Below are 16,289 nucleotides of genomic sequence, written 5' to 3'. Positions count from 1 at the left end.
CAGCGGTCCGGCACGGTGGCGCCACGGCAGGGTGGAGCACGGGCCGCGTGGCGGTGCCGCCGGGGGGCACCACCCGTGTGTGCGGCCCGGGCGGCCGTCACCCTTCAGGCGGCCGTCACCGTTCAGGAGGTCAGCGCCGCCTGAGCGATCCCCAGTTCACGGGCGAGCGCCTCATCGGTCCACCGCAGCATGGTGGAGCGGGAGAGCGGACCCCGGTAGGACGTCGTCTGGACGGCCAGGCCGTCCAGCAGGGCGGTGAGCCGCCACGCCACCGAGACGGGGTCGTCGCAGTGGAACTCACCGGCGGCCGCGCCCTCTTCGATGACCTCGGCCAGCTCCGCCTTCCACTGCTGATCGAGGTCACCGGCGACCTCCCGCAGGACCGGGTCACGCAACGCCGCGGCCCAGCCCTCGATCCACAGCCGCCAGCCCTTGGCCTGGCCGGTCGGGGCGTACCAGCGGACCGCGGCCCGCAGCCGGCGCACCGCGCTGGTCCGACGGGCCATCAGCTTCCGGAGATGGGCCAGGTCGGCCTCCGCCGCATAGGCGAAGGCCGCCGCGACCAGCTTCTCCTTGGACGAGAAGTGGTAGAGGACCAGGGCGTTGCTCACGCCCAGGACGGAGGCGACGTCGGCGATCCGCACCGAGGACACACCCCGCACCTCGATCTGCTCGACGGCGGCGCGCAGGAGCTCCTCACGCCGCTCCGCCACACTCAGCCGTATCCTCGCCATCTCGTCACCCTATCCAATGGCCCCGTGCCCGCACCGGCCCCGTGCCCGCACCGGGCACCCGTCGGCACCGGTGCCGGCCGGAACGCGGAATCCCCGGGCGCGCACGGACGTTGGAACCGGCATGACGGACAACGAACCCGGACGGGAAGCACTCCTCCGCCTCGTCGGCGAACACACGGGGGGCGTGCTCGTCACCCTCGGACGCGACGGCAGGCCCCAGCTGTCCAACGTGAACCACGCCTACTACCCCGGCGAGGGAGTGATCAGGATCTCGGTCACCGAGGACCGGGCCAAGACCCGCAACCTCCGCCGTGACCCACGCGCGAGCTACCACGTCACCAGCGACGACCGGTGGGCGTGGACCGCCGTGGACGCCACCGCCGAACTGACCCCGCCGGCCGCGGAGCTCCACGACGGGACGGTGGAGGAACTGATCACGCTCTACCGCGACCTCAGGGGCGAGCACCCCGACTGGGACGACTACCGCCGGGCCATGGTGGAGGACCGCAGGGTCGTGCTGACCCTGCGCATCGGCCATGTCTACGGGCAGCCGCGTGCGTGAGACCGCGCCGCACGGGCACGTGGAAGCAGGCCGGTGCGTTGACCCCCCGTGGCCTGTGCCGCCCCGCCTGACGAAGTACCACCCCCTACTGCCCGAGGAGGCCCCGTGACCGGCGCCGACCGCCAGCCCTCACTCCGCGGAAGACTCCGCTCGCTTTGGCCCGCCGCCTTCGGCGCGGAGCCGGCCGGGGCGCGGCTGGACCGCATCCGCAGCTCACCGCACTTCGCCGACGGTGTGTTCCAGAACCCGGTGGAGGAACGGACCGTACCCACCGGCTCCATGACCGACTTCGCCAGGGGGTACTTCCGCAAGGAGGAGCGGGCCCGCAGGGCTCCGGCCGGCCCGGTGCCGGTCCACGCCACCACGGTGGCGGACCTGGCCCGTCCCGCGAGGACGGGCCTGCGGCTGACGTGGTTCGGCCACTCCAGCGTGCTCGTCGAGATCGACGGCGCCCGGGTGCTCTTCGACCCCGTCTGGGGCGAGCGCTGCTCCCCGTTCCCCTTCGCCGGCCCCAAGCGCCTGCACCCCGCGCCCGTACCGGCCGCCGCGCTCGGCCCCGTCGACGTGGTCGTCATCTCGCACGACCACTACGACCACCTCGACCTGCCCACGATCAGGGCCCTCGCGGCCACCGGCACCGTCTTCGCCGTACCGCTGGGGGTCGGCGCGCACCTGGAGCACTGGGGAGTGCCCGTCGGCCGCATCCACGAGCTCGACTGGAACGAGTCGGTCCGGGTCGCCGGTGTCCGGCTCACCGCCACCCCGGCCAGGCACTTCTGCGGGCGGGGGCTCCGCAACCAGCAGCACACCCTCTGGGCGTCCTGGGTCGTGGCCGGCCCGGACCACCGCGTCTACCACAGCGGGGACACGGGCTACTTCTCCGGCTTCCGCGACATCGGCGCGGAGCACGGCCCGTTCGACGCGACCATGGTCCAGATCGGCGCGTACTCCGACAACTGGCCCGCGGACCGCAGGCACGGTGCGCCCGACCCGGGCGCCTGGCCCGACATCCACATGAACCCCGACCAGGGCGTCCGCGCCCATCTCGACCTCCAGGGCGACGACCCGGCCGCGGGGGTCATGCTGCCGATCCACTGGGGCACGTTCAACCTCGCGCTCCACCCGTGGGCCGAACCCGCCGAGTGGACCATGCGGGCCATGGAGTCCGTAGGGGCGACGATGGCCGCTCCCCGGCCGGGCCTGCCCTTCGAACCCGCCGACCCCGGACCGGTCGAACCGTGGTGGCGTGCCGTGGCCGAGGAGCCCGCCGAGGGGTGGGGCCACTGGCCTCCGGTCCATGTGCCACCGGCCCGCGGCACCCTCCAGATGGACCTGGTGACGGACGACGCCTGAGCAGGCCGTGCTCAGCCCGCGCCGAGCCGCCCGGCCGGCCGCAGCAGGGCCTCCAGCGGACGTACGCCCTCGCCCGCGAAGAGGCCCGCGGCCGCCGAGATCCGCCGTTCCCGTGCCGGTCCGGGCCGGGTCAGCGCGTCCAGGGCCCGGACCAGCGCGCCGGGGCCGGGGGCGTACGCGGAGACCCCCTGCTCCGCCATCGTCAGGGCACCTGCCTTCCCGTGCCCGGGGATCGTCCGGAAGCTGATCACCGGCACCCCGGCCGCCATGGCCTCCAGCGCCGTCTGGCCGGCGGCGTTGTCGACGAGCGCGCGGGACGCCGCCAGCAGCCCCGGCATGTCCTCGACCCAGCCCAGGACGTGCGCGGGCGCGGCCCGCGACACCTCCCGGAGCAGCCGGTCGTTCCTCCCGCAGAGCACGACGGGCCGGTAGCCGGCCGAGGCCACCAGGCGGGCGGTCTTCCCCACACCGCCCCCCGCCCCCCAGGCGCCCGTCGAGATCAGCACCGGCGGGCGGCCCCGGCCCCCCAGACGCCGGCGCCAGTCCCCGGCGGTGTCTGCCGGGGCCAGGAACCGGGGCGCCACCAGGGCACCGGAGGCGTACGCCGGACGGCGGACGGCCCGGCGCACGCCGTCCGCCAGGTCCTGGGTGAGACACAGGTACAGGTCGTTCCCCGGATGCAGCCACTGGCGGTGCACCGCGAAATCGGTGACGGCCACCGCGCTCGGCACGGTGAGCGCTCCGCGCGCCCGGAGCCGGCCTGTCACCTGGGCTGCGAGGTGGAAGACCGACACGACCACATCCGGCCGCTCCTGCCGGACCAGCCCCAGCAGCCGGCGCTCCGCGAGGGCGGCCAGCGGGGCGCTCCCGGGCCGCGGGCCCTCGCCGGCGCGGAAGAAGGCCGCGTACACCCCCGCGTAGACGGCCGGGGCGTGGTGGATGGCGGTCCGGTAGAACGTCCGCAGACCGCGGCCGGCACCGGGCGGCAGCAGGCCGAGGACATCGACGGTCCTGGTCCGTCCGCCGCCGGCCTCCAGCCGGCGGGCCAGTTCGGCCGCGACCGCGTGATGCCCCGAGCCCATCCCGGCGCTGAGGATCAGAAAGCGTCCCTGCGGTGCGTTCATCGGTTGCGAGCTCCCGGGCGTCGGCAGACAGTGGGTCCAGCTATGAGGTCGGTCCGCCGGTGATGGCCTGCGCACACGATCACCTCTGATGCGGGCCCGGCGGGTCCCGGGATACTCCATACCCGGACTCGGCCTTCATGTCCCGTCATGTCCGACCTCGTGAAGGCGGCGGCACCGCACAGAGCCGACACAGGGAGAGGGCATGGCACGCGTAACGGACACCGTCCGCCGTGACACGCCGGGCGGCCGTACCGTGGCCGGGCGGGAGAGCCGGACCGGCGTCGCCCTGGTGACGGGAGCCTCCTCGGGGATCGGGGCCGCGGTCTGCGGCCGGATCGCAGCCGAAGAGGGATGGCGGCTGCTGGTGAGCGGCCGCGACCGGGAACGGCTGGCCTCGGTGGCCGCCTCGGCCCGCGCGACGGCGCTCCGCGCCGACCTGAGGACCCTCACCGGCACCGAGCAGCTGGCCGAGCAGGCCCTGGACACCGCCGGCCGGGTCGATCTGCTCGTGGCCTCCGCCGGAATCGGCTGGGCCGGCCCCTTCCGCTCCATGCCGGCGGCCGCCGTCGACCGGATCATCGCCGTGGACCTGGCCTCCGTCGTCCACCTCGTACGGCTGCTGCTGCCGGGCATGATCGAGGCCGGCCGGGGCCACATCGTGCTGATCGGGTCGGTGGCGGGTGCCACGGCCGTCCGCGGCGAGGCGGTGTACTCCGCGGCCAAGGCGGCCGTCGCGGCGTTCGCGGACGCGCTGCGCCAGGAGCTCCGGGGGACGGGAGTGCGCGTCACCCTGGTGGTCCCCGCCGTGGTCGACACCCCGTTCTTCGCGACCCGCGGGGCCCGGTACCCGCGCTCATGGCCCCGCCCGGTGCCCCCGGAGCGGATCGCGGACGCGGTCTGGGAAGCCGTCGTCTCCGGCCGCGACGACGTCCACGTCCCCGGCTGGCTGCGGCTGCCCGGCGCGGTGCGCGCGGTGGCCCCGGGACTCTACCGGCGGCTCGCCGTCCGTTTCGGCTGACGGCCCCGGGCCGACGGGCAGATGAGCTCCCTCGCCGTGCTGCTGGCGCTGCTGGCCGCCTTCGCCAACGCCGCCGCCTCCGTCCTGCAGCGCCGGGCCGTCATGCAGCAGACCGAGTCCGAGGAACCCCCGCGGGTGCGGCGGGTGGGTTCGGCGGCCGCCCGGCTGGTACGCCTGCTGCGGCGTCCCTTCTGGCTGGCCGGGGCGGCGGCCCTGGGGCTGTCCGCCGGCTTCCAGGCGGGGGCGCTGGCGGTCGGCAGCCTGTCGGTGGTCCAGCCCCTGATGGCCACCGAACTCCTTTTCACCCTGCTGCTGGGCACCTTCGTCTTCCACCACCGGCCGGGCGGCCTCACCTGGCTGTCCTTCCTCATGCTGGCGTCCGGGCTCGCCCTCTTCCTCACCGCCGCCGGCCCCTCGACCGGCGACAGCACCGGACAGGCGGGCGTCTGGCTGCCCGTCGCCGCCTGCGCCGTGGCCGCGGTGGCCGTACTCGGCGTACTGGGCAGGATGTTCCGCGGCGCGGTCTCCGCGGCGGTGCTCGGGCTCGGCACGGCCACCTGCTTCGCCTGCACGGCCGCGCTCATGAAGGAGGTGACCGGCCGCGTTCCCGAGAGCGCGGCCGCCGTGTTCGGCACCGGGTACCTCTACGCCGCCTGCGGTGCCGGACTGCTGAGCATGCTGCTGCTCCAGGGCACCCTGCGCGCCGGTTCGCTGGCGGCCTCGCAGCCGTCCCTCACCCTGGGGGACGCACTGGTCAGCGTGGCACTGGGCGGGGTGCTCTTCGGCGAGCGGGTCGCACTGGGCTCCCACCCCGTGACGGCCGTGGCGGGCATCGGCCTGCTGGTCGCAGGGACGGTGGGGCTCTCCCTCTCCCCGGCCGTCGCAGGCGACTGGGACGCGGCACGGCCACCGGCCGGCACCGCACGCGGCGGCGGCCGGTGAGAGCGACGAAGCACGAGGAGGAACGAACCCCGATGCACCCCGGACAGCCCAAGGCCGCCTTGGCGCTCGGTGTCCCGGCGGCCGCCGCCGCACTGGTGGCGGCCGCCCACGTCGTGCCCGCGGGCACCTGGCTCCCCGGCCTGCGCCGGGCCTGCCTCCCCGCCCTGGCGGGCCTCGGCCACCCCGACCGGGTGGCACTGACCTTCGACGACGGCCCCGACCCCGGGTCCACCCCGTACTTCCTGGAACTGCTCGACGAGCTGTCCGTACACGCCACGTTCTTCGTGCTGGGGGAGAGCCTGCTGCGCCATCCCGGGCTCGGCAGGGACATCGTCCGGCGCGGCCACGAGCTCGCCGTGCACGGCTGGACGCACAGCCGCCCCTGGGCGCCCGCCCCCGGCCGGGACCTGCGAGAGGTCTCTGCCGCCGCCGAAGCGGTACGCCGGACCGCCGGCACCCGGCCGCTCTGGTACCGGCCGCCCTACGGGATCCTGACCGGGGGCCGCTGGGCCGCGGCACGGCGCTGCGGACTGAGGCCGGTGCTGTGGTCGGCCTGGGGCCGGGACTGGGAGCCGGACGCCACCCCCGGGGAGGTGCTGGCCACGGTGCGCGGCCAGCTGCGCGGCGGGGGCGGCACGGTGCTGCTGCACGACGCCGACCTGTCGGGAAGGCGGAGCTGGCGGGCGGCGCTCGCGATGCTGCCGGAACTGGTCGGCGGCCTGCGGGCGGAAGGCATGGCCGTCGGCCCGCTCGCCGGGCACGGCCTCCCGCCGGACGGACGGGGCCGGTTTCGGCGCTGAGGGCGGCCGTGCGTCCGCCGTGCCGCCGTCGCTCCGGCCCGCGCACCGCCGGGCGGCGGGCGGCGGGAGCGCCATGAATTCGAGCGTCCGAACGACTGTGGAGTGTGGTGTCGATCGGAATGTCGGGCGCATTCGGAAGTCTGTGCAGGACGTCATACCAGAGCGGGACGGCTCCCGGGCAAGTTCGCCAACTGCGCACCGGACACGGACGATTCACGACTACCGTGTGTGGCCGGTGATCAACGGTGGGCCATATCGGTCGAGCCATATCGAGCGGGCCCTCCCAGCCGTTGACTCTCTTGACCGACCGACCCCCTTAGGTGTCACCACACGAACTGCCGATTCCTGGTGCCCCCGTACCGAGGACGATGATGTCTCAACTTCGCGCCCCCGCCGCGCGACCGGAACGCCGCGAAGGCGGGCGGCACGGCCGTCCGGGTGGCCGTTCGCACCCGGCCGCGAGCCGGCCGCGCACCCCGCGGCCCGCCCCCGAGGCCCGTATGCGACCACAGATCCTGCGCGCGGCGCTGCTGCCGGCCGTCGCCGCCGCGCTGAGCGGTGCCGCCGCCGTCATCTTCACCATCCGGTTCTCCGGGGTCCGCCCGTCCGGCGGTCTCCTGGCGGTGCTCGGCGGCTCCGGTGCGCTGGCCGTCGCGGCTGTGGCCGCGGCCCTCGTCGGGGCCGGCCGGGTCTGCGCCGCGGTGTCCGACCGTGCCCTCGCCCTGCGGCGCACCACCGCCCGGCACCACGCCGAACTCCAGCGGGTCATGGAACTGCTCCGCGACGGCGGGCCCGTGCCGGAGCGCGACGCGGCCCGGCCCGCCGGGGCCGGGGAGGACCCCTTCGACCTGCTCGCCCACGAGATGGACCGAGGGCAGGACGCGGCGGTCGCCGCCCTCGTCGAGGCGTCCCGGCTCTCCCACGGCACCGGCGACGAGCGGAAGGCCGGTGACGAACAGAAGGTCGAGGTGTTCGTCAACCTCGCGCGGCGGCTTCAGTCCCTCGTGCACCGGGAGATCCAGATCCTGGACGAGCTGGAGCACGAGGTCGAGGACCCCGACCTGCTCAAGGGCCTCTTCCAGGTCGACCACCTCGCCACCCGTATCCGCAGGCACGCGGAGAACCTCGCCGTGCTCGGCGGAGCCGTCTCACGGCGCCAGTGGAGCAGCCCGGTGAGCATGATCGAGGTGCTCCGCTCCGCGACGGCCGAGGTCGAGCAGTACCCCAGGGTCAAGCTGGTGCCGCCGGTCGACGGGACCCTGAACGGGCACGCCGTCGCCGACGTCATCCACCTGCTGGCCGAACTCGTCGAGAACGCCACGGTCTTCTCCGCCCCGCACACCCAGGTCCTGCTGCGGGCCCAGCGGGTGACCGCGGGGCTCGCCCTGGAGGTGGAGGACCGCGGACTCGGTATGCCGGGGCCCGAGCAGAAGCGGATGAACACGCTGCTCAACGACCCCGACCGGGTCGATGTCGCCCACCTGCTCCAGGACGGCCGGATCGGCCTCTTCGTCGTCGCCTCCCTGGCCCGCCGGCACGGCATCGCCGTCCGTCTGCAGAGCAACATCTACGGGGGCACCCAAGCCGTGCTCGTCCTGCCGGAGGCACTCCTGGGCGCCGACGAGGACCCCGGTACGGCGGGCGACGCCGTACCCGGCGCGGTGCCGCGGGCGCAGCCCGCCGACGTACACCGCCCGCCCGCCGGAGGCGGCACGGCCGCACCGCCGGCCGCCTCCCGCCCGCGGCAGGAACCGGCCCGGCTCGACCGGCCGCCCCGGCAGGCCGGGGACGCCTATGAGCACAGGGCCCCGCACCCCGAGCGCGTGGACGCCCCCGGCCCGGCCGCCCCTCCGGCGGGCCGGCCGGAGGGGCCGGTGACCGGAGGCACACCGCCGGAGCGCACGGCGGACGCCGTCGGTCCACCCCCCGGATCCGTCGGCGACCGCTTCGCGGCCGCGCACACGGGCGACGGCGCCCCGGCCGCGTACCTTGCCGGCGCACCGTACGGCGGGGGCGGTACGACGACGCCTCCGCGTCACGGCGAGGACACCGCGCTCTTCGGCGGCACGGCGGAAGGAACCCCCGGCGGGGCCCCGGCCGAAGACGGCCGGACGGCGGCCGGAGCGGCGGCCGACGGCACCGGGGCCGCGAACGGCAGCACCGCGAGGCCGCCCGAGGCGGCCCGCCCGGAAACACCCGCTCGCCCCCGGCTGCCCCGGCGCAGCAACCAGGAACACCTCGCACCACAGCTCAAGGAGGCGCCCGCGTCCCGCGCCTTCCAGGGCGAAACCGTCCTGCACGACCCGGGGCTGATGGCCGCCTTCCGCCGCGGGGTGGATCTCGCCGAGGCCCAGACGGCCGACGAGGACCCCGTCGTTCCCGCCCCGGCGCGGGAAACCACGCCGCACACCACCGGCGTCCCGGTCCCCCCGGGGGCCGCCGGGCCCCGGCGGCCCCCGCACGGCCTCGCCCCGCTGCCGGTCCGCGGTCCGGCGGCTTCCGGGACGGTGCCCGCACCCGCTTTCGGGGAACTGCGGATGCCCGCCCCCGACCCACGACCCGAGAACACGTTCAAGGAGTAGATGCACCATGACGAGCGACATGCAGGCCGGTCAGGCCGCGGACCTGGACTGGCTGCTGGGCGGACTCGCCCAGCGCGTGCCCTACACGAGAAGCGTCGTACTGCTCTCGGCCGACGGCCTGGTGAGGTCCGTCCACGGCATGGACCCCGACAGCGCGGACCACATGGCCGCACTGGCCGCGGGACTGTACTCGCTGGGCCGCAGCGCCGGCGCCAGGTTCGGCGACAACGGTGACGTGCGCCAGGTCGTGGTCGAACTCGACTCGACCCTCCTGTTCGTGTCCACCGCCGGGTCGGGGACCTGCCTGGCCGTGCTCGCGGGCCGGGAGGCGGACGCCGCCGTGCTCGGCTACGAGATGGCGATGCTGGTCAAGAGCGTCCGGCCCTATCTGGTGACACCGGCCCGGCAGACCGCCGGGACGCCGTTCGCACCGGGGCTGTGAGCGTGCCGGCCCCGCAGGACGGGCCCCTGCTCGACGACGCGGCCGGCCGGCTCATCCGCCCGTACACCGTGAGCAACGGCCGGACCCGGCCCACCGCCGAACTCGACCTGCTCTCCCTGATGATGGCCACGGGCATCGAGCCCGACGTCCCCCTGGGCCCGGAACACGCGGTGGCCCTCGGTCTGTGCGAGGGCCCGACCTCGGTGGCGGAGATCGCGGCGCACCTCCGGCTCCCCGCGGCCATCACCAAGATCCTCCTGTCCGATCTGGCCGACTGCGGCGCGGTCATCGCGCACGCCCCGGCCTTCCATGACATGCCCACCGACCGATCCCTGCTGGAGGCAGTGCTCGATGGTCTACGACGACAGCTCTGACGGCACCCCGGGTTCCGGGTACTTCCCCGTGGCCCTCAAGGTCCTGGTCGCGGGCGGCTTCGGCGTCGGCAAAACGACATTCGTGGGCGCCGTCAGCGAGATCGCGCCGCTCAGCACGGAGGAGCTGCTGACCCAGGTCAGCGTCGGCACCGACAACCTGGACGGCGTCGAGTCCAAGACCTCGACCACCGTGGCCATGGACTTCGGCCGGATCACGCTCTCCGACCAGCATGTGCTCTACCTGTTCGGTACGCCGGGGCAGGAGCGGTTCTGGTTCATGTGGGACGAGCTCTCCAAGGGGGCGCTGGGCGCGGTCGTGCTGGCCGACACCCGGCGGCTCACCGAGTGCTTCGCCGCCGTCGACTACTTCGAGCGGCGCGGCATCGGATTCATCGTCGCCGTCAACGAGTTCGACGGCGCCTACCGCTACGAGCCCGAGGAGGTGCGGGCGGCCCTCGACCTCGGGGCCGACGTGCCGGTCGTGCTGTGCGACGCCAGGATCGCCAGCTCCGGCACCGGGGCGCTGGTCACCCTGGTGCAGCACCTCATCAACGCCACGGCGCCGGCGCCGTTCTCGGGGTTCGGAGCCCATCCGTGAGCCGTCCCGGCCCGGGAGTCAGGGACGCAGAAACGCGTCGATCCGCGTCCGCAGCCCGCGCGGGTCCAGGCCGTGGGCCGTGAGGTGTTCCTCCAGCCGTCCGTAGCGGCGGAGCTCCGCGCGGGCCACACCGAGCCCCAGCACCCGGTGGGGGAGGGCGACCAGGGCGTCGCCGGCCGCGCCGGCCGACGTACCGGCCAGGCAGGGCTCGACCACCACGACGTCGGCCGTGGCACCCGCTCCCACCGCCTCGCGCAGCCCGTCCGCGTCGAAGGGGCGCACGGTCGTCGCGTACAGGACGGTCACGTCCAGACCCTCAGTCGCGGCGAGCACGTTGTCCAGCATCGGGCCGACCGCGACCACCACACCGGCAGAGCCCCGGCGCACGGTGAGGAAGCCCTCCCCGGTCACCGGGCGGCCCAGGCTGTTCGACTGGAGGGACAGGCGTACGTAGACACGGTCCTCCCCCACGACGGCGTGCCGCAGCAGTGCCTCCGCCTCGTCGGGATGGCCGGGGACGTGGACGGTCCAGCCGTCGAGGGTGTCCAGGAGGGCGATGTCGCCGGGTGACATATGGGTGAAGCCGCCGGCCGGCCAGTCGTAGGAGGCACCGGCGCTGACGAGCACGGCGCCCGCCGCCTGGTGCCCCAGGTCCAGCTTCACCTGTTCGAAGGGCCGCTCCACCAGGAAGCTCGCGAAGGTGTGGATGACGGGGCGCATCCCGGTCAGGGCCATCCCGGCCCCCGCCCCGATCAGCAGCTGTTCCCGGATGCCCACGTTGACCACCCGGCCGGGGTGGGCGCGGGCGGCGGCCCGGAAACCGTCGCAGCTGATCTCGGCGAGTACCACGGCGAGGCGGGGGTCCTCGTCCAGCAGCTCGGTGGTGGTGGTGACGAAGCGGTCGCGCATGGTGTCCATCGGTCTCCTCGGGTGCTCGGGTGCCGGGTTCCGGCCGTGGGCGGGTGCGGTTCAGCTCTTCGGGGCGACGCGGGCGATCACCGCGTGGGGGCGGCCGGGGTGCGGCGCGGTGTACGCCGCGTACAGCGCTCCGTGGTCCCGGCCGTCCACGGTCCTGACCGACCACCCGGCCGCTTCGAACCGTGCGGCGATGCCGCCCGGCCTGGCGTAGCTCGCGGAGCCGTTGTCGATCACCACCGTGTGCAGCTGTTCGAGGCCCGCGGGGCCCGCGTAGGCGATCGCCTCGTGGTTGCTGCCCTCGTCCAGCTCCGCGTCACCGGTCAGCACCCAGACCCGCGGGCCGGCGAGTCCTTGCGCCCGCAGTCCCAGCACGCTCCCCACGGCCAGAGGGAGCCCGTGCCCCAGGGAGCCGCTGCCGATCTCCGCACCGGGCACGAGCACCCGGTCCGGGTGGTGCCCGAGGGGCGAGTCGTACGAGCCGAAGCCGGGAAGCAGCTCCTCGCCGAAGAAGCCGCGTGCGGCCAGGACCGCGTAGTACGCCATCGGCCCGTGCCCCTTGGAGAGCAGGAACCGGTCACGGCCGGGAGCGTCGGCTGTGCCGGGGGTGACGCGCAGCACCCGGTCGTACAGCACCCACAGGGCGTCCAGGGTGGAGGTGGCGGCCGGGCCGTGCTTCTCGTCGCCGGTCATCAGGCTCATCAGCCGGTGCAGGTCGTCGTATCCGTACACCGGTGCTTCGGGCGTGTCCGTCATGCCACCCAGCGTTCAACCTCGACCTAGGTCGAGGTCAAGTGCGAAAGGGATTCGTGACCACCCGCTCGTGTGGGGTATTGTTCTCATGCGCGCTCAGCCAGGGGGAAACCCCAGGTCAAACGGGCAACGGGACGTGGCGCAGCTTGGTAGCGCACTTGACTGGGGGTCAAGGGGTCGCAGGTTCAAATCCTGTCGTCCCGACTGGAGACAGTCGTAGATCAGGGCCGGTACCGGAGCAATCCGGAACCGGCCCTGATCCGTTCCGTGAGCACTTCGCGGGCCTGCCCGTCCTCGACGCCCCCGGGCCGGCCGGTGCGTCTGCCTCGACGAGGGATCACACCGGACGCCGCACGGCCCCCGGCCCGACTGGGAGACGGGCGGCCGGCTCGGCGGCGGTGCGCACGAGCGGTGTGGCCATGATCCCGGCGACGCCGGTGCGGCCGGCGATGCAGGCGTCGAGGCGGTGCCACGCCGGAGGGAACCGGGTCAGGGCCGTGTGGACGAGCCCGAGGTGAAGGCCGATCCCGACGAACAGCCGGTACGCGTCCTCGGCCGCGGCCCGCACCGCGTCGCCGAACCACACGGCCCGGGGAAGGCTGTCCGGCCGGCAGGCGGAGCCGAAGCCGGCCTGAGCGCGCGGGGCGTCGGTGACGGTGCCGCAGAACGGCGTGACCGGCGTCCTGCCGGTCACCTCCGCGAGCGCGTCGGCGAGGCCGGACAGGACGGGATCCATGTGTGCGGCGTGCGAGGCGACATCCGCCCCGACCACGCGGATCCCCGCCCCGCGGGCCTCCCACTCGTCGGCGGGACGGCGGACGCGGCCGACGTCACCGCCGACGAGGGTGTTCTCCGGCGACACGACGCGACACGACGACGGCGACGGCGACGGTGTCCCCTCGCACGTCCTGTTCCCACAGCAGCCGTTCGACCTCGGCACGCCCCAGGGCGACCGAAGCCATCAGGCCCTGCCCTGCGGTCCGCAGGACCAGGCGCGACCGGCGGCAGACGACCCGTACGCCGCCCCGGACACCCGGCGCCCCCGGGACCAACGCGGCGGCGGCCCGGAAGGCGCGCGCCGGGGGCGCGGGTGCCGCGAGGAGGCGCCCGGCGGATGGAGACTGGGGCGGTGACCTCGAACACACACCGTCGCGGGGCCCGGAAGGGCCGCAGGGCCGTGTTCCGGCGCCCGGTCCGTCCGCCGGGAGAACGGGAGCCGTTGCTGACGCGGTACGGGAGGGCCGCGTGGGTGCTTCCCATGAGCTGTCTGACCGTCATCTTCGCCCTCGGCGAGCTGGGTCCGGCCATCCATGTGGCGAACTGGCTGCTGATGGTGCCGCTGCTGGCCTCCGGGGTCTGCTCGCCGGGAGTCACCCTCTTCTTCGGGGTGCTCGCGGTGGCGCTCAACCGCTGGGTCGACGTCACCCACCCGTCCGCGGACATCCGGACCGAGGACTTCCTCCTCCAGGTCACCGCGTCGCTCCTCGCGCTCGTCATCGCGGTGCTCCGGGCGCGGGCCCACGCCTACGTCCGCCATCTGCAGAGCTCCGCGGAAGCCACCCGTGAGGTCGTCCTGCGTCCGCTTCCGCCGGGCTGGGGCGGGGTCGAGTCCGCGGCCCGCTACCGGGCGGCGGATGTCGAGGCGCGGGTCGGCGGGGACTTCTACGACGTGCTGGCCACCCCGTTCGGGGCCCGGGTGGTCCTGGGCGACGTCCAGGGCAAAGGCCTGTCCGCGGTGTCGACCGCGGGCGCGGTGACGGGGGCCTTCCGTGAGGCCGGCTACCACGAACAGGACCTCGACCTCGTGGCCCGGCGTATGGAGCACGGGCTGTGGCGGCACAACCTGCTGCGGCAGGCGTGCGGCGACGAGACGGAGCGCTTCGCGACCGCGGTGGTCCTCGCCTTCCCGGCGGAGGACGCGCACACGGTCGAGCTGGTCAACTTCGGGCACGAGGGCCCGTTCGTGACAGGCCCGCGAGGCGTGTGGCAGATGCCGCAGCAGGATGGGGCCCCGGTCGGCATGGCCGGGCTCGTCGGCGGGACACCGGCCGTCCGCCGGGTCTCCGTCGAACCGGAGGAGACGGTGCTGCTGGTGACCGACGGGGTGACGGAGGCGCGGAACCGGGCGGGGGAGTTCTTCCCGCTGCGGCACCGGCTGGAGCGGCTGGCCGCCGCCCATCCGGACGGCATCGCCCCCGCGGAGCTGCTGAACCTGGTACTCGACGCCGTCCGGAACCACACCGACGGGCACCTCACCGACGACGTCGCCCTGCTCGCCGTCCGGCGGGGTGCCCGGCCCCCGGGCCCCGGATGAGACCGGACGGAGCCGCCTCCGCCGTGACCCGGCCGTTACCCGGACCGGCCGGGGCCGCGCGGTGCGCGGACGCCGGGCCGTACGCCCCCTCGCCCGTCCGGGACGCGTGCTCCTCCGCGTCGCTTCCGCTCATGCGCCACGCCGGCGCCGGACCGCGGCGTCCCGCCCGGCCGGCTCGCCCCGCACGCGCGAACGGCGGGTGCGGCCCCGCCCGATGCGCGGTGGTGCGTCCGCGCCCCGGATCCCGGCCCCGTGCGGGGCCGGGGCGGGTCAACGCCGGTCCGGCGGGGCGGGCTGGAGCGCGATCGCGACGACGTCGTCGGCGAGGGCGGGGGCCCAGCGGGCGAGGTCGTGCTGGATGAAGTCGATGAGGCCGGACGGGGAGGGCTGCCGGGGGCCGGCGTCGCAGTGGGCCTGGAGCTGTTCGCGGAGGGGGTAGAAGGCGCCGGCGGGATCGCGTGCCTCGGTGACGCCGTCGGAGTAGGCGACCAGGATGTCGTCGGGCCCCAGGACGCGGGTGAGGGCGGGCGGCTGTTCGGTCAGCAGGTCTCCCATCCCCAGCGGCAGGCTGTGCTCCGTGCGCACGACGGACGTCTCGCAGGAGCTGATGACGAGCAGGGGCTGGTGACCGCGGTTCAGGACCCGCACTTCGCGTGCCTCCGGGGAGAATTCGAGCAGGACCGCGGTGACGAAGAGCTCGTCCGCCGGTGCCGCCGTCTCCGCCGGTTCCCCGGTGGTGTGCGGCGGAGCGGCGCCGGTACCGGAAGGGCTTTTGACGTTGTCCCGGTCGAGTTGCAGCGCCACGTCGATCCGGTCGGCGAGCTGAGGGAGCGTGGGCTGGAGCAGGGCCGCCTCCCGGAAGGTCGAGATCACCGTGGCCACGGTCCGGGTGGCGCCCACGCCCTTGCCCTTGACGTCCCCCACGATCACACGCACCCCGAAGGGGGTCGGACGGACGCTGTAGAGGTCCCCTCCGATGAGCGCCTCGTCGTCGGCCGCCCGGTAGAAGCCGGCTATCCGCACCGGCCCCACCTGGGCCGGAAGCGGCCGTAGCAGGGCGAGTTGTACGGCTTCGGCCACCGCCCGCACACGGCGCAGACGGTCCTCGGCACGGTAGCGCACCACGCACAGGGCGACGGAGAGCAAGGTGACCGTGCCCAGTTGGATCAGCACGGTGACGGTCTGCGGTCCGACGTAGTCCTCGACCGCCTCGATGAGAGCCAGCGCGGCGCATCCGGCCGCGCCGGTGGCGCCGACACCGAGCGGCGGATAGGTGAAGATGGCCAGCACGATCGAGGCGGAGAGCAGCGACCCGAAGAAATAGCGCGGTGGTGTCACCTGGTCGAGGACCACCGTCAGGACGATCAGCGCGGGCGGCAGCAGGCGCAGCCAGGGCGGCGGCCATGAACGCTCCTGGGCCCGCCGGTGCTCCAGGGCAGACCGCTCCGTGCCCACAGCTGTCACGTCCTTCCCGCCCGGCTTCCGGTGCGCGGCTCCTGGCGAGCATCATGCACGAGCGGATTCCTCCCGGACGGCACCGACCCACCCGCCGGGCGGTGTGCCCCGGACCGGGAGGCGGCGGACCGCCTCGGCCCACGCCGCCCGGGTGCCGGCCCGGCCGGCCGGGGCCCCGGGGCGGGGCGGCACCGGAAACCTCGTGCGGCTCTGAGGGAGTCCTACGGCGCAGCTCCCGGCCCGGAGCGCCTTGCAGGGCCCGGGCACACGGCCGATTCTGGGAATCCGGCGCCCCGCGGCGCGACGGCGAGGACAGGTGCGGC

At 74.7% G+C, this 16,289-nt stretch carries 17 protein-coding genes and 1 tRNA gene; 11 read left to right on the top strand and 7 right to left on the bottom strand.

The features are described 5' to 3' along the window. Positions 1-122: 122 nt before the first annotated feature. Entirely contained in the window at positions 123-734 is a 612-nt protein-coding gene (locus CP967_RS02135; protein WP_150486277.1) for a TetR/AcrR family transcriptional regulator, read from the bottom strand. A gap of 121 nt (positions 735-855) precedes the next feature. Here CP967_RS02135 and CP967_RS02130 point away from each other — a divergent pair, with 121 nt between their 5' ends. Continuing rightward, the gene (locus tag CP967_RS02130; RefSeq protein WP_150486276.1) at positions 856-1,296 is read left to right on the top strand and encodes a PPOX class F420-dependent oxidoreductase; all 441 of its coding nucleotides are present in this window, start codon (positions 856-858) and stop codon (positions 1,294-1,296) included. Positions 1,297-1,401: 105 nt separating this feature from the next. Beyond that, entirely contained in the window at positions 1,402-2,649 is a 1,248-nt protein-coding gene (locus CP967_RS02125; protein ID WP_150486275.1) for an MBL fold metallo-hydrolase, read from the top strand. An 11-nt stretch (positions 2,650-2,660) separates the two neighbouring features. Here the strand turns inward: CP967_RS02125 and CP967_RS02120 are convergent, their stop codons facing one another. Continuing rightward, a complete protein-coding gene (locus tag CP967_RS02120) occupies positions 2,661-3,773 on the bottom strand; it encodes an MGDG synthase family glycosyltransferase (protein WP_150486274.1) in 1,113 nt (370 codons plus the stop codon). A 202-nt stretch (positions 3,774-3,975) separates the two neighbouring features. On the opposite strand from CP967_RS02120, the gene CP967_RS02115 reads away from it, so the two are divergent. The 7 genes from CP967_RS02115 to CP967_RS02085 all read left to right on the top strand — a co-directional run bounded on the left by CP967_RS02115 (position 3,976) and on the right by CP967_RS02085 (position 10,529). Further along, on the top strand, positions 3,976-4,791 hold the full coding sequence (locus tag CP967_RS02115; protein ID WP_150486273.1) for an SDR family NAD(P)-dependent oxidoreductase: 816 nt from the start codon (positions 3,976-3,978) through the stop codon (positions 4,789-4,791). Positions 4,792-4,812: 21 nt separating this feature from the next. Continuing rightward, positions 4,813-5,733 carry a DMT family transporter gene (locus CP967_RS02110; protein ID WP_150486272.1) on the top strand — a complete coding sequence of 307 codons (921 nt, stop codon included), beginning with the start codon at positions 4,813-4,815 and terminating at the stop codon, positions 5,731-5,733. A gap of 32 nt (positions 5,734-5,765) precedes the next feature. Next, positions 5,766-6,533, top strand: coding sequence for a polysaccharide deacetylase family protein (locus tag CP967_RS02105; RefSeq protein ID WP_150486271.1), 768 nt, complete (start codon positions 5,766-5,768; stop codon positions 6,531-6,533). A gap of 371 nt (positions 6,534-6,904) precedes the next feature. Continuing rightward, complete coding sequence (locus tag CP967_RS02100; protein WP_150486270.1) at positions 6,905-9,115, top strand: sensor histidine kinase; 2,211 nt, start codon at positions 6,905-6,907, stop codon at positions 9,113-9,115. 7 nt (positions 9,116-9,122) lie between these two features. After that, positions 9,123-9,557: a roadblock/LC7 domain-containing protein gene (locus tag CP967_RS02095; protein ID WP_150486269.1), complete on the top strand. Its 435-nt coding sequence runs from the start codon at positions 9,123-9,125 to the stop codon at positions 9,555-9,557. Positions 9,558-9,559: 2 nt separating this feature from the next. Next, positions 9,560-9,931 (top strand): DUF742 domain-containing protein, encoded by a 372-nt coding sequence (locus tag CP967_RS02090; RefSeq protein ID WP_150491652.1) that lies wholly within the window; start codon positions 9,560-9,562, stop codon positions 9,929-9,931. Continuing rightward, entirely contained in the window at positions 9,909-10,529 is a 621-nt protein-coding gene (locus tag CP967_RS02085) for a GTP-binding protein (RefSeq protein ID WP_150486268.1), read from the top strand. Before CP967_RS02090 ends, CP967_RS02085 begins: the two co-directional genes overlap by 23 nt. 18 nt (positions 10,530-10,547) lie before the next feature. Here CP967_RS02085 and CP967_RS02080 read toward each other — a convergent pair whose 3' ends face one another. Further along, positions 10,548-11,447, bottom strand: coding sequence for a transketolase family protein (locus tag CP967_RS02080; RefSeq protein WP_150486267.1), 900 nt, complete (start codon positions 11,445-11,447; stop codon positions 10,548-10,550). Between the two features lie 51 nt (positions 11,448-11,498). Next, the gene (locus CP967_RS02075; protein WP_150486266.1) at positions 11,499-12,200 is read right to left on the bottom strand and encodes a thiamine pyrophosphate-dependent enzyme; all 702 of its coding nucleotides are present in this window, start codon (positions 12,198-12,200) and stop codon (positions 11,499-11,501) included. A 127-nt stretch (positions 12,201-12,327) separates the two neighbouring features. Here CP967_RS02075 and CP967_RS02070 point away from each other — a divergent pair. Continuing rightward, positions 12,328-12,401: transfer RNA gene (locus CP967_RS02070), tRNA-Pro, on the top strand. A gap of 133 nt (positions 12,402-12,534) precedes the next feature. On the opposite strand, the gene CP967_RS02065 is transcribed toward CP967_RS02070, so the two are convergent. Together CP967_RS02065 and CP967_RS35055 are read right to left on the bottom strand one after the other, a co-directional pair. Beyond that, the gene (locus CP967_RS02065; protein ID WP_167535311.1) at positions 12,535-13,059 is read right to left on the bottom strand and encodes an acyltransferase domain-containing protein; all 525 of its coding nucleotides are present in this window, start codon (positions 13,057-13,059) and stop codon (positions 12,535-12,537) included. Beyond that, on the bottom strand, positions 13,028-13,159 hold the full coding sequence (locus tag CP967_RS35055; RefSeq protein WP_268253053.1) for a hypothetical protein: 132 nt from the start codon (positions 13,157-13,159) through the stop codon (positions 13,028-13,030). Before CP967_RS35055 ends, CP967_RS02065 begins: the two co-directional genes overlap by 32 nt. A 296-nt stretch (positions 13,160-13,455) precedes the next feature. On the opposite strand from CP967_RS35055, the gene CP967_RS02060 reads away from it, so the two are divergent. Further along, positions 13,456-14,511 carry a PP2C family protein-serine/threonine phosphatase gene (locus tag CP967_RS02060; RefSeq protein WP_167535310.1) on the top strand — a complete coding sequence of 352 codons (1,056 nt, stop codon included), beginning with the start codon at positions 13,456-13,458 and terminating at the stop codon, positions 14,509-14,511. Between the two features lie 270 nt (positions 14,512-14,781). On the opposite strand, the gene CP967_RS02055 is transcribed toward CP967_RS02060, so the two are convergent. After that, the gene (locus tag CP967_RS02055; protein ID WP_150491651.1) at positions 14,782-15,966 is read right to left on the bottom strand and encodes a PP2C family protein-serine/threonine phosphatase; all 1,185 of its coding nucleotides are present in this window, start codon (positions 15,964-15,966) and stop codon (positions 14,782-14,784) included. Positions 15,967-16,289: the final 323 nt, after the last annotated feature.

The organism is Streptomyces nitrosporeus, from assembly GCF_008704555.1.
Lineage (GTDB): Bacteria > Actinomycetota > Actinomycetes > Streptomycetales > Streptomycetaceae > Streptomyces > Streptomyces nitrosporeus.
This window is presented reverse-complemented; position numbering and strand designations above follow the sequence as displayed.

Coding starts and splice junctions, on each gene's coding strand:
- CP967_RS02115 (WP_150486273.1), top strand. CDS start 3,976: ATGGCACGCGTAACGGACACCGTCCGCCGTGACACGCCGGGCGGCCGT.
- CP967_RS02095 (WP_150486269.1), top strand. CDS start 9,123: ATGACGAGCGACATGCAGGCCGGTCAGGCCGCGGACCTGGACTGGCTG.
- CP967_RS02075 (WP_150486266.1), bottom strand. CDS start 12,200: ATGACGGACACGCCCGAAGCACCGGTGTACGGATACGACGACCTGCAC.
- CP967_RS02130 (WP_150486276.1), top strand. CDS start 856: ATGACGGACAACGAACCCGGACGGGAAGCACTCCTCCGCCTCGTCGGC.
- CP967_RS35055 (WP_268253053.1), bottom strand. CDS start 13,159: ATGGCTTCGGTCGCCCTGGGGCGTGCCGAGGTCGAACGGCTGCTGTGG.
- CP967_RS02080 (WP_150486267.1), bottom strand. CDS start 11,447: ATGGACACCATGCGCGACCGCTTCGTCACCACCACCACCGAGCTGCTG.
- CP967_RS02135 (WP_150486277.1), bottom strand. CDS start 734: ATGGCGAGGATACGGCTGAGTGTGGCGGAGCGGCGTGAGGAGCTCCTG.
- CP967_RS02120 (WP_150486274.1), bottom strand. CDS start 3,773: ATGAACGCACCGCAGGGACGCTTTCTGATCCTCAGCGCCGGGATGGGC.
- CP967_RS02105 (WP_150486271.1), top strand. CDS start 5,766: ATGCACCCCGGACAGCCCAAGGCCGCCTTGGCGCTCGGTGTCCCGGCG.
- CP967_RS02060 (WP_167535310.1), top strand. CDS start 13,456: ATGAGCTGTCTGACCGTCATCTTCGCCCTCGGCGAGCTGGGTCCGGCC.
- CP967_RS02110 (WP_150486272.1), top strand. CDS start 4,813: ATGAGCTCCCTCGCCGTGCTGCTGGCGCTGCTGGCCGCCTTCGCCAAC.
- CP967_RS02100 (WP_150486270.1), top strand. CDS start 6,905: ATGTCTCAACTTCGCGCCCCCGCCGCGCGACCGGAACGCCGCGAAGGC.
- CP967_RS02085 (WP_150486268.1), top strand. CDS start 9,909: ATGGTCTACGACGACAGCTCTGACGGCACCCCGGGTTCCGGGTACTTC.